General features: G+C 38.6%; 11 protein-coding genes. 10 read left to right on the forward strand and 1 reads right to left on the reverse strand.

The window, feature by feature from the left end:
* Positions 1 to 470 precede the first annotated feature (470 nt).
* Positions 471 to 1,163, forward strand: coding sequence for a SprT-like domain-containing protein (locus E5342_RS14125; RefSeq protein WP_135959620.1), 693 nt, complete (start codon positions 471 to 473; stop codon positions 1,161 to 1,163).
* A gap of 222 nt (positions 1,164 to 1,385) precedes the next feature.
* On the opposite strand, the gene E5342_RS14130 is transcribed toward E5342_RS14125, so the two are convergent.
* A complete protein-coding gene (locus tag E5342_RS14130; protein WP_135959621.1) occupies positions 1,386 to 2,570 on the reverse strand; it encodes a replication initiation protein in 1,185 nt (394 codons plus the stop codon).
* Between the two features lie 478 nt (positions 2,571 to 3,048).
* Here E5342_RS14130 and E5342_RS19405 point away from each other — a divergent pair, with 478 nt between their 5' ends.
* The 9 genes from E5342_RS19405 (at position 3,049) to E5342_RS14170 (ending at position 11,700) form a co-directional block, all read left to right on the forward strand.
* On the forward strand, positions 3,049 to 3,210 hold the full coding sequence (locus E5342_RS19405; protein WP_168354499.1) for a hypothetical protein: 162 nt from the start codon (positions 3,049 to 3,051) through the stop codon (positions 3,208 to 3,210).
* A gap of 139 nt (positions 3,211 to 3,349) precedes the next feature.
* Positions 3,350 to 3,955 carry a BfmA/BtgA family mobilization protein gene (locus E5342_RS14135; protein ID WP_135959622.1) on the forward strand — a complete coding sequence of 202 codons (606 nt, stop codon included), beginning with the start codon at positions 3,350 to 3,352 and terminating at the stop codon, positions 3,953 to 3,955.
* A 5-nt stretch (positions 3,956 to 3,960) separates the two neighbouring features.
* On the forward strand, positions 3,961 to 6,144 hold the full coding sequence (locus tag E5342_RS14140; protein WP_135959623.1) for a DUF5712 family protein: 2,184 nt from the start codon (positions 3,961 to 3,963) through the stop codon (positions 6,142 to 6,144).
* 2 nt (positions 6,145 to 6,146) lie between these two features.
* Positions 6,147 to 7,580, forward strand: coding sequence for a type IV secretory system conjugative DNA transfer family protein (locus E5342_RS14145; protein ID WP_246867125.1), 1,434 nt, complete (start codon positions 6,147 to 6,149; stop codon positions 7,578 to 7,580).
* Between the two features lie 193 nt (positions 7,581 to 7,773).
* A complete protein-coding gene (locus tag E5342_RS14150) occupies positions 7,774 to 7,980 on the forward strand; it encodes a hypothetical protein (RefSeq protein WP_168354500.1) in 207 nt (68 codons plus the stop codon).
* A gap of 250 nt (positions 7,981 to 8,230) precedes the next feature.
* On the forward strand, positions 8,231 to 9,385 hold the full coding sequence (locus E5342_RS14155; protein ID WP_135959625.1) for a hypothetical protein: 1,155 nt from the start codon (positions 8,231 to 8,233) through the stop codon (positions 9,383 to 9,385).
* Positions 9,386 to 9,432: 47 nt separating this feature from the next.
* A complete protein-coding gene (locus E5342_RS14160; protein WP_135959626.1) occupies positions 9,433 to 9,900 on the forward strand; it encodes a hypothetical protein in 468 nt (155 codons plus the stop codon).
* Positions 9,873 to 10,877, forward strand: coding sequence for a hypothetical protein (locus E5342_RS14165; RefSeq protein WP_246867126.1), 1,005 nt, complete (start codon positions 9,873 to 9,875; stop codon positions 10,875 to 10,877). The genes E5342_RS14160 and E5342_RS14165 overlap by 28 nt, the downstream gene beginning before the upstream one ends.
* 523 nt (positions 10,878 to 11,400) lie before the next feature.
* Positions 11,401 to 11,700 (forward strand): hypothetical protein, encoded by a 300-nt coding sequence (locus tag E5342_RS14170; protein ID WP_135959627.1) that lies wholly within the window; start codon positions 11,401 to 11,403, stop codon positions 11,698 to 11,700.
* Positions 11,701 to 12,132: the final 432 nt, after the last annotated feature.

Genomic DNA, 12,132 nt, shown 5'->3' on the forward strand with positions numbered 1-12,132 from the left:
GAGGAAAGATTAAAATGAGAATTATTTCAATACAAAAACATCAGAATCTTTGGCATTCGCAAAGTTGGACGGCCTGACCAGGAAGAAACGGAAGGCGTTAACCTGTGGAGTATCAATGTTATAGCTCTTTAGGTTGTTGGTACTACTTTTCGATTATACGAAAATACGAACAAACGGCTTTATTTCTTCTGATAATCTTCTATATATCAAACTATTATTCATATATTGGACAAATTGTTCAGTTGAACAATTTGTCCAAAGATACTATATTTTTCTGATAATCAAAAGGTTTTTCGCTTTATTTTTCAAATTGGAGTGTACATTACATTATTTGTATCGTACACTCCAAAAAACATGCAAATATAGGTTAAATATAAGAAAAATCAGAAGATTATAGATAAAAAACTTCGTTTTTGGAGTGTACACTCCAAAATAATTTGTATATTTGTATAAACCTAAAAGCAAAAGATATGATAACGACAGTACAGTTTAAGACGTTGGACGATTTGTATAAGTTCTACAATGAGGCCATTTTTGAGGGCAATTTAGCCGAGTGTATCGTTAACATGAGCCGCCACGGTGGAGCCTATGGATTTTTTGCGGCCAACCGTTGGAGAAGCGGCCAGGGCGATAAACAGATAGTACATGAAATCAGTATTAACCCGGATTACATGAACCGAACGGATAAGGAATGGCATAGTACTTTAGTGCATGAAATGTGCCACTTGTGGCAGGAAGATAACGGCAGCCCAAGCCGCCGGGGATACCATAACAAGGAATGGGCTAAGAAGATGATAGAAGTAGGCCTAATGCCTTCTGATACGGGCGCAGAAGGCGGGAAAATGACCGGGCAGAGCGTCACGCATTACGTTATTGAAGGCGGCCTGTTTGACCGGGTATTTAATACTCTCAAATCGGAAGATCTGGACGCTTTGCGCTTAAAGTACCTTCCGACATTGGCGGCCGTTTCCTTCTCAGGCAGCGGATCCACCGGAGAAGAAGGAGAGGAAGGCGAAGGAGAAGGCGGCGAAGATTCAGGCAAGAAGAAACGACAAGGTGTAAAAATTAAATATACCTGTCCGTGCGGCGTTAATGTTTGGGGGAAACCGGATCTAAAGTTACGCTGCAATGAATGTGAGGGGGATTTTGAGCCGCAGGAGTAGAAGATATGCAAGGGCAGGAAGTCCCCTAAAAAACCCCGCCGGAGGCAAACGAAAGCGGGGGATGTCGTATATACGTCAATTCACCCCCGCTTTCCGGCTAATATGCAATAGCTATCAGCCCCCATCGTGCGGAACCACCCGGCACGGTATGCCAATATAGCAATTTTGGGGATATATTATTACACCTGTGTGCCCGTTTTAAGCCGTTTTAAGAGAAAATAACTATATCGTTTTATAATATCTTCCCTGTTCGTCAGTTTCTAATCGCAGCCTTTTAACGGCTTCGCTGAAAGGCATTTTTCCGTCTTTGGCAACCTGTTCTATTTCTTCCTTGGAGTAATAGAATACTTTCGGTTTGGGTACATCGGGAATATAGGCCGGATTTATATCCGCTTCTTGCGGTACTATTTGTGCAAATAGATCCTGCATAGAAGCGGGATTGTTTGAACGTTTCCGTTTGTCTTTTGGCTTTACGAGGTCATAATCGACGATGGCGTTATTTCTTTCTACTTCGGCCATTTTTTGAGCTTTGCTCAAGTGCTGTTTTTTCATGGATATGAAAAATATAATGTCCGTATATGTTCGCCCCGTCTTAACGGCGCAGGCCGATACGTTAATATCGGTATTGGCCGTTATCCCGTATAGTGTTCCGGTTGTTTCGCCTGTTTTCTTATCAACGTAGTAATTCCATGCAACCGGACGGGGGGAACGCCCGGCCGCTTTCGCTTGCCGTTGTTCCTGTTTGGCTTCTTCTGAAATCTGTATGCCTACTACATACTTGAGTATGTTTTCCGTGGCATTCTTGTTTTTGGTCGGGTCATAAGATGAATTTTCATCTAATGATAAGGCCAATTTTAAGTTATCGATAGATACCCGCCATTGGCCGAGCTTGACGGCGTTTTTAAGATATGGGTAAAACCAGTTCTGATATTCTGTCGATAACCGGATATAATATTTAGGTTGAATAGAAGCGTACTGTTTCAGATTGAGAAGGAACGGCTTAACATCATCATTTAAGCGGATCGTAACAAACTTTTCGTTTGTGGAAAAATAGTAAGAGGAAATCCAAGCGTAACCAGCCCAATAATACCCCCCCCTTTTTTTGGGTTGTGCTATTTTCAAAGGCTTTTCCATAATTTCGTTCAAGGTTTCGGCCAACCTGTTATAACAATCCTTGTTGTTTTCAAGTCCCATGTACTTAAACAGGGTTTGCTTGTCGAATCCAAGTTCCGGGAATAAATCAGGACTACGGTATTCTAAGCATTGAGATAATGCAAATAACAGGCGGTAGGCAAGCGTAGACATACGCCACCGGATTTTGCCCAGTTGGTATAGATCTTGAGATACACGCACGGCCTTGTCTTGATTGTATTTCGTGATCTTCATTTCTTTTTTTTCCTCTTTCATGGTAGATCCTTCTTTGTATTTCAAGTGCAAAGATATGTATTTCCATAGATGATGCAAATATCTATGGAAATATTTTTTTTTGTTCCCTCAAAAACTATGGAAATAGTTCCCTCAAAAACTATGGAAATGCCCCCTCAATTCCTATGGAAATATCCCTCAATTCCTATGGAAATATATTCTTAAACAATTGATATATAAATAAATACGAAACTGACATATTTCTTTCATTAAAAAACAAATTAAAAACATCCTTAAACTGTTGAGAAATGCTTTTAGGAACTTACACATCAACGAGAACGGTCGATCTGTCAACTTGGCAGAGTGAAAGAAGGAGAAAAAAGATGGCGGAATCTTTGTTGTCTTTAGGGCAGATTTTCCGGCGTGTTAAAATTTGTATATTTTTGTTTCTGTGTATAAAATTGGTTATAACTTTTTGTTATAACTTCGGCGGTTGGAGTGTACGTATAAATCGAATAATTTGCGACTGTTCCGGAGCCTGGTTACGTTTACGGGAGTATTGGAGCGTAACGGAGTGCAGCGGTCTAAGGAAGGCGGCAAAGCGATAGCAGCGACGGCTGTAATCGAAGAGAGCAAGCAGATATTGGACTTTGTCCAATATCGCTATTATAAAAGACTGTAATACAGTCTTTTATGTTTTTACTGATTTACTTATAGTAAACTTTTGGTAAACTAATTTTTTTTAATTACCTTGCAACCAGGTTATTACACCGTTTTAAACAGTCGACTAAAAGGTAAACCAAACATCTAAACCTAATATTATGCCAAAAGAGAACGACAAGCAAATTAAGGTTAAGGATCTTACTAAAATGACCCTTGACAAGTGGAAGGGTAATAAAACGTATGACGCTTTTATTACCGAAATGTTAACTTACTTTGAAATAACCGGGATTAATCCCGGTTCTAAAATTGCCACCCCTTTGGTGGCCGTAGAATCCCAGGCAACAAGAGTGATCCAGGTAGTCCGGGGGATTGAAAAAGATCAATCCGTTTATCTGAAAAGTATCTTAGATCATGTAAAACGCTTGTCCGGTTCTCCGGTCGCTCCGGAAGTTCCGGCCGGATTTAACCCCGATGAATATATACATATAAATAAGGTGCAGGAGTTAACCGGAGAAATGGATAAGATCACCCAGGAGAACGCCCAGGCAAAGGGAGAGATCCGGAAGTTGCAAACAGAGCTTGAGATCGAGAGGAAGAAAGCCCCCGAAGGATCCGGCCAGGTTAATACTAAAGTGATTTTGGAGATCCTGGATATTCTGGACGAAAAGAAACAGACATCTACTTTTGACCTGGATAGTTACCGGATCGACAAAAGTACATTTGACAAATATATAGCCCGTCTTAAATCCGAACTTAAAAAGTAAAGCCCATGTTTGCAAAGGTACACCCGCCCACTGATATAAAAGGGGGGAATAAGGGAAGCTGTTACGATCTTGCAACGTATTTGAACAAGGAACAGGGGACAGGACAAAATTTCTTTTCCCATACGGAAGATAATGTAACGGTAGAGGACGTTATTATAAATATCAATAATAACAAAAAGGCAATAGGGAAGGACGAAGCTAAATTTTATATGGTGTCTTTAAATCCTTCCGAGGCCGAACAGCGGCATTTAATAGGCCGTAATGTCAGCGATGTTTCAGAACTAAGCGAGGCCGAGAGGCAAACCGTTTTCCGGAAATTGGAAGCGTTCACCCGTTCGGCTATGAACGAGTACGCAAAGAATTTTGAGCGTGACAATATCCGCAGCGGTGCGGATCTGATGTATTACGGCCGGATCGAAACGCAGCGGATTTACAAGCCGGAGGACGAGGAAGTAAAAAGCGGAGCGGCCAGGATCGGAGAGGTCAAATCCGGTTTAAATTTTCATGTTCATGTAATCGTTTCCCGTAAATCCCTGGACGGTAAAACGAAACTTGCGCCCGCCTTTGGTAAATCGGCCGGGAACGCCTGGGAGCTTGAAGGCCGGGGAACGGTGAAGCGGGGGTTTTCACATGAGAAATTTAAAGTATCTGTTCAAAATTCCTTTAACCGGGAATTTGATTATCAGTCAACGAAAGAGGAAACCTATACGATCAAGAAAACACCGGAGCAGACAATTATAAATAAGATTTCTAATCCGGATCTTAAACAGCTATTAACCGATATTCATTTTACCGCAGCGAATCAAATCGTTTCGGCCATGAAAGAGAAAGGATACGAGCACCAGGTAAGAAAGGGGATACATACGTTCGGTAAAGACGGCCAAACATTCCAGGTAACGCACAGCGAACTAAAGACATTCGAGCGGCCGTTATCGGATAGCCAGTTAAAGAGTATAACGGATCGTTTCGACCTGGCCGAGTATGAGAACGGAGCCGGGAAATACGATAAGAACGGCCTAACCGTAAAGAATATAGCGTTTTCAACCTGGGTAAAGGATGAAAGCGTTCCGGAAGGCAAGAGCCTAAAGGACGTTTCCTATAAAGTGATTTATGACAAGGAAACAAACAGCGTTGTTTCTTTCTCTACCGTTAAACAGTTCGCCCATGAGAATAAGATCAACCTAATAAAAAGCGATCTGAATACGGAGATCCTTTTGAAGCGTTTAAAAAATCCGGATCTAAAGCTGTTGTTAACGAATCAGCGTTTTACCGCAGCTAATCAAATCATTTCGGCCATGAAGGAGAAAGGATACGAGCACCAGGTAAAAAGGGGGATACATACGTTCACCCATAGCAACGGCAGCCGGATAAGTATTTTACATAGAGATCTTAACCGCTTTTGTACTAAAGTGGAAAGTGAAACAATGAAAAATATTTCATCCCGTTTTAACGCTTATAAGTTTAACCAGGATCACGATGTAACCGGGTACTCCGAAAACGGCCTATCGAGCAAGAAAATAGGCTTTTATACTTATGTATCGGAAAACGAACAAGGCAGGGAGGAAAACGACCCCCAGGATTCACAAAAAAAAGTTGCACAAGAGAAAGTTTTAAAGTATGTAGAGTATGAGGTTATTTACGATAGCCATACAAAAACGACCGTTCCCGTGTCGGAGATCCGGAAGTTTGCACGGGAAAATGATATTAATCTGTATGACCGTTTTAAACATTCCTACGCAGTTTCTAACCCCGATTTAAGGGAATGTTTATCTAACCCGGATCTTACCACCAGGCGGCAGATAAACCAGGAAATGAGGAAGCGGGGATATACCGTTTCAACGGACGAAAAGGGGAATTATACCTATACAAAAAACGGAGCGTCTTTTTCTATGTCCCGCCGGGATCTTGGAGCCTTCACCAATTATGTAAAGGACAGCGCAAATAAACAAAGTTCTCATTCTTCCGGATCCGGAAGGGGAGAGGCAACCGCTGGGGCAGCCCTAAATATGACCGTCGGAAATGTGAAAAGCAAGGTAACTAACGAGATCCTGGGGGATAGCTTCAAAACAGAGCGGCAGATCATAGGAAAGGTTAAGACGGCCGTAACGGTAGTTACCAACCCGGCCAGTATCAAGATGATGTTATTACGTAAAATTGCAAGTTATCTAAACCCATTAAAAGAAATGTGATTATGTTGTATATTATAATCGGAGTAGTTGTATTATTGGCTATCATAGTGATAGTTCTTTTTATTCCTTCCGGAGAGAAGAAGAATCCCCAAAAGGAAGGTTACAAATTTGAACTGTTGGCCGACGGTGGCCGACGGATCACGTTTACAGATCCGTTTGATAATTTTTTAGTGTACGGCGGTGCAAATTCGGGGAAAACCAAGAGCGTAGGGAAACCGCTGTTAGAGCAGTATATTAAAGCTCATTTTGCGATGTTTATTTATGACTATAAAGATTTTGACCTTACAAAGACGGCCAATCATTTAGTTTTGAAACATAACTATCCGTATGAATTTTATAGGATCAGTTTTACCGATATGGAACAGACACACCGGACTAACCCGATCCGCCCCTCAATCGTAGGGGATGAAAGCCTTTTTCTTCAATTAATGGACGATCTTTTAACAGCGTACCAGGGAAAGGACAGCAAGCGGGACGAGTGGTTTAACGGAGCTTTGGGGATCCTTCGGGGTGTTTCTATCCGTTTCTTTAATGATTATCCGGATCTTTGCACGATCCCGCATATAGCAAATTATATTTGCAGTGCAGGAGCCGCCCGGATAACTACGTTCCTGGAAGCTACCCACCAAAGCCGGGCACTTGCCGGAGCCTTTTTAGATGCAAAGGACAGCCCCAAGACGCAAAGCAGTTATCTAAGCAGTTTAACCAACTATTTAAGCACGTTGGCAAATAACAAAAAGGTTTGCTATGTGCTTTCCGGTAATGACTTTGATTTTAACCTCATAGATCCGGATAGACCTAAAATCCTATCGGTAGCCAACGCCTACCAGATAGAAGGCCTTATCTCTCCGGTAATCGCCCTAATGCTTTCCATTTCGTCCAGGCGTTTCACGCTGAATAATAAGATCCCGTTCCTGTATTTCCTGGACGAAGCAACGACTTTCCGGATCCCGGATTTTGAGAAGTTACCGAGCGTACTGCGTGAGTACAAATGTAGTTTTGTGTTTCTCACGCAATCAGCGGCCAAAATAGAGAAGGTTTACGGGAAATATGACCGCAGCAGTGTAGAGGCAAATTTCAGTAATCAGTTTTACGGGAGAACTAAGGACATAGAGGCCTTGAAAAGTTATCCCCTTGTATTTGGTAAGGAAGATAAAGAAAAGATCTCAAAGACCAGGGGAAACAGCAAAGGGGGAGATAGCCGGAGCCGTACCGTATCCACCCAAAGAGAGGAACGGTATGATACAAATTTCTTTACCGGGCTGCAATCCGGCCAATTCGTGGGAAGTGCTGCACATTCCAACATGAGAGATTTTTGTTTGCGCTTTAAGATGTACAGCGATCAAGAGGAAGCGTTACCGATTATCCGGGCTGTTCTTCCGTCAGAGATCGAACAGAATTATTTTAAGATCATAGAGGATATTTCCCATTTGTAACAAAATGAAAGCGATATCTACCCGAAAAGGTCGAAAAAGGAGCTGCCGGTTGTGATAAAATGATACAACCGGACACCGGAACCCTGGCGGATCACGCACATACCGGAAAGAAGTAACTAACAAAAAGATAAAAACATGGTTTGACACAACTTGTCAAACCATGTTTTTATCTTTGCCGGAAAAAGTATTGAATATGAAATTTTCTATCGGAGTTAAAGAAATGCCCGAATACGGGTTAAGTGGTGGGCAGATCCTACGGGATCCGCAAGAACTGGATTGGTTTAACGGTATAACGGAAGTGCTTTTGTACATGGATGAAAACCTGAGTCTTTTAAACGCCGATCTAAAGGCTTTTGGGCTTGAGAATACAGATTTATGTATTCTTAAAAAAGAGGACTGAAACCCCACGAAAGGGGGAAATCTGTTCTGATTTATATATTTTTGGGGTTATATGTAATATTTCTCTAAATTTAGACAACAAATATTTTTTTTATCTCAATATAATTTTATTATTTTACGATTGTTAGTGATGTATGGTTAGCCGTTTTTGTAAACGGCTCTTGCCATAGGTTCGTTATAATACGTTTGTATTATATCTCTCTTAGTTCTGAAATGAAAATTTTTTTATTAACGCCTAAATTGCATGTATCATGAGAAAATTATTGTTTAAATGTTTAGTATTAGCCATTGTATTTATGATATCAGGTTGCTCGGATATGATGGATGATGTTAGTTTTGTTGAAAATAAAACAGAATTTAATAGTTTAAAACAAGCTAAATCAGAAGAGATCGCATTAAAATTAGAAGATTCTTTTCGGTCTACTATTTTGCGATCTGGAGGTAAGATCTATCCCGAATATTATGGAGGTAGTTATATTGAGAATGGAAATTTAGTTGCTTTAGTAACAGAAGATACAACAGAATGTCGCAGAAAACTATTGTCAAGAACAGAAAGTCCTGATTTCCTTGTTAAGCCATGCAAATTTTCTTATAATGAGCTACTAGACATACATAAGATAGTATTGGATTTCTTTATGAATGAAGAAAATAATAGATTAATTTCTGAAATAACAATGAATTCTTTAGGAATATCGGCAAAAGGTAATAGTATATTTGTTAGTCTCCAAGAACTTACTCCTGAAAAAATAGCTTTATTTAAAAATCGAGTTGTAGATTCTCCTATTATAACCTTTGAGCAAGCACACGGACAAATTGTGGCACAAGCAACATCAATTGTTTCAGGAGGGCATGTTTCATTAACTTCTGGTGGACTTGGTGGGTCTACAGGTTATAGAGCTAAAATGGGTACAACAACAGGAATTGTAGCTTCAGGACATGTTTTATCAACATTAGATGCAAAAGTATATCGTAACACAACATTAATAGGTACGGTGAAAAAAGTTCAATTGAGTGGTAGTGTGGATGCAGCGTTTGTTGCTCTTGATTCTGGTTTTGAAGGAACTAATAGTATCGGTACTACTTCTGTTTCAACATCAATAGAGGTATTAGGAGAGGGAGGAAATGTTTCTCTTCGTGGATATTATAATCAAACTGATGGAGTTGTTTATAATACAGGGGTTGCTTGTAATGTGAAAATTTTATCAACAGGAAAGATTGTAAGAATTAGTAACTGTACTAGATGTAAGTATGACTCTAAGGGTGGTGATAGTGGAGGATTAATTTATTCTACAAATAGAAAAAATACAGTAGGTATACATGAAGGAGCTGATGAAGAGCAAAATGGATATTCATATTATGTTTTAGCGCATTCAATCAATGATGCGTTAGGTTTAAGTCGATATTAATTTAATATAGAGAGAGGGGGCTTTAAAGTCCCCTCATATTATTATATATGAAGAAAGTATTCATGATAGCTTTTGTTTTATTTATTGTAACAAGTTGTATTGACAATAAAAATAGATACTTGTGTAACAAAGAATATCCGGATTATTATGGTGGATCTTATTATGATGAAGATGGGCGACTTGCTATTTTGATAGTTACTGGTTTCAATGTTAAAAAGGAATGTGTAGACTCTTTATTAGGTGTTGAAGACTATTATGTTATAGACTGTAGATATTCTTATAACGATATATTATGTGTGCATAAATATCTTAATGACTTCTTCATGGATCATCAAAATGATTTTATTATAAATAAAATAACAATTAATTCATTAGGTATAAATCTGAGGGAAAATACTATTTTTGTTTCTTTAAAAGATAGTACAAAGGAAAATATAACCTTGTTTAGAAAGCGAGTTTCTAATAGTCCTATCATCAGTTTTGAAAAATGGAGAGGAAATATCAATGCTCACTAAAATCCGTTGACCCTCAAAATAAATATGTAGGTATATTTTACATCATAATTTTATTTTGTATCTCTTGCCAGTATACGAAAAAAGATGTTGGAATAGGATATACGCCTAAAGATACTTTTACTGTTTCTTCGAATGTTGTAGATGAAAAAATTTGCGAATTACAAGTAGACTCCGTTTTTCCTGTATCACAACGCAGAATACCGATCAAGATAATAAATCACACGGATAATGCTATTGAGATGGGAAGAAATGATTATAAGTTGGAGTTTTATAATGAATGTTCCCAAACTTGGGAAAATGCGTTACCTAAAGACTATGTTTATCTAATGATCACCGATGTAGTTCTTCCACATGATACATTGGAACTAACCATATACGAGTATACAGGAAGGACAGGGAAATATCGAGTGACTAAAAACGCCACGGTAACATATGATCTCAGTAGAAAATCCCATGATTTTATACTTTCGGGTGAGTTCCGTTTGGGTAAGGAAGATGATAGTGTTATTAATGATATGGTAATAAAAAAGTCTGTTTATGACAGTTTCATAAACACGTTGGGAGATTATTACAGGACAGAATATGATAGTTTACCAGATTTCCTTGGTGGAATTTATGATGCGGATCAATATAATCTTGTCATTTATGTTGTCGGAGATCTTACGGACGGCAAAATATTATTAAATAAGATGTTAGGACGTACGGACTTTAACGTTAAACCCGCTCTTTTTTCTTATAGGCATCTAAGGAGGATGAATGATAGCATATTATCTTTTACAATGAGAGAGAAGAATAAAAATATTCGTAAAGAGACTGGATTTCGTTTTTGTTCGTTATCAGAGAAGGAAAATCGGATTTTTGTGTATTTGGATGATTGTGACAATTTATCCATCTCCAAATTTAAAGAATATATCGCAAATGATAGTTGCATTATATTTAGGCAATATGAAAATGATCGTGTTATTGTCGCTGATTAGTACTGTGTGTTCTTGTGTACATAAGAATGCCGACAAGGAAGTATGATTTTTTAGGGGTTCCGCTGGGAGCTTGTATTTGCAATATATAAAAAACAAAAAGAAAGCAATATTAGAGCGTTACACTATAAAAAACGACTGCTGGCTGTTACAAAATGATATTATCGGTAGGTAGCATCCCACCGGATCATACGTCTAACAGTAAATAATACGCTATTGATAAGTTTGTTTCTTTCGATATGGGAAACACACAACCTTTGTAAATCAATTAATTGTGTGTATTTCTTCCACAGATGTAGACCATATTTTCTACATTTTTATAACTAATTAAATAAAATAACTAATTGCAAATAAGCTAATTAATTAAAATATTCGTGTACTTTTAACTTTTGGAATGTATTTTGTAGTGTTTTTAGTGATAAACACACAAATTAAAAAACAAAACTTTAAACGGGTGGCCTTGAATCGTTTTTTAATGAGTGAATAAGAGCATGTAATTTATTTATCACTTTAAAATTATACTCCTATGAACGCATTAACTGTATTTGGTTTCGTACTTCTCCAGGCTGGGGGAGGAATAACAAGCGATGTAAATGATTTCCTTAGTAACTACGCCGTCCCTATCATTGCAATGGTGTTTGTTGTTGGTATTGGCTGGGGGGTAGCCCATAATTACGATAAGATTATAGACAAAGACAACCAGGGAACGAGAAAAGAAGGCCTTATAAATTTGGTCTGGATCGCATGTTATGTAATAATAGGCCTAACCGTTATTACTATTCTTGTCAGTCAGGTAGTTAGTAGGCTAAATTTATCCATATCTTAATTATGGATTATCCGGTTCGTAAAGGTCTGGAAAGCCAACTGAAAGTACACGGAATGAACACAAGTTATTTTATAATTTACTGTATTGCTATTGCCGTTCTTTTAGTCTTTGTCGTTGGTTTTCTAATTTCTGCCATGAGCGGGGACGGATCGTTTTATTCTTTCATTGTGGCGTTTATTTTGTGCGCCTTGTGTTCCGTAATACTCCGAATCGTTTTAATTAATATTTCGGTAGACAAAAGGTATAATAAATTTTCTAAGAAAATTTATGTAATCTCTAATAAGGATCTGTTAAACAGCTTATAACAAATTAATTTATGCAAATATCAGCGTCACAAGCGTACTGTATCCTTGATACGGTAGGGGGAGCCATTTTAACAAAATCCGGTGATGTAACCGTTTCTTATTTGCTCGATACGGTGGAAGCGTATTC

Origin of the sequence: Parabacteroides distasonis, from assembly GCF_004793765.1 — a bacterium.
In the GTDB taxonomy this organism is placed as follows: Bacteria; Bacteroidota; Bacteroidia; order Bacteroidales; family Tannerellaceae; genus Parabacteroides; species Parabacteroides distasonis_A.

Coding starts and splice junctions, on each gene's coding strand:
- E5342_RS14125 (WP_135959620.1), top strand. CDS start 471: ATGATAACGACAGTACAGTTTAAGACGTTGGACGATTTGTATAAGTTC.
- E5342_RS14130 (WP_135959621.1), bottom strand. CDS start 2,570: ATGAAAGAGGAAAAAAAAGAAATGAAGATCACGAAATACAATCAAGAC.
- E5342_RS14135 (WP_135959622.1), top strand. CDS start 3,350: ATGCCAAAAGAGAACGACAAGCAAATTAAGGTTAAGGATCTTACTAAA.
- E5342_RS14140 (WP_135959623.1), top strand. CDS start 3,961: ATGTTTGCAAAGGTACACCCGCCCACTGATATAAAAGGGGGGAATAAG.
- E5342_RS14145 (WP_246867125.1), top strand. CDS start 6,147: ATGTTGTATATTATAATCGGAGTAGTTGTATTATTGGCTATCATAGTG.
- E5342_RS14150 (WP_168354500.1), top strand. CDS start 7,774: ATGAAATTTTCTATCGGAGTTAAAGAAATGCCCGAATACGGGTTAAGT.
- E5342_RS14155 (WP_135959625.1), top strand. CDS start 8,231: ATGAGAAAATTATTGTTTAAATGTTTAGTATTAGCCATTGTATTTATG.
- E5342_RS14160 (WP_135959626.1), top strand. CDS start 9,433: ATGAAGAAAGTATTCATGATAGCTTTTGTTTTATTTATTGTAACAAGT.
- E5342_RS14165 (WP_246867126.1), top strand. CDS start 9,873: ATGGAGAGGAAATATCAATGCTCACTAAAATCCGTTGACCCTCAAAAT.
- E5342_RS14170 (WP_135959627.1), top strand. CDS start 11,401: ATGAACGCATTAACTGTATTTGGTTTCGTACTTCTCCAGGCTGGGGGA.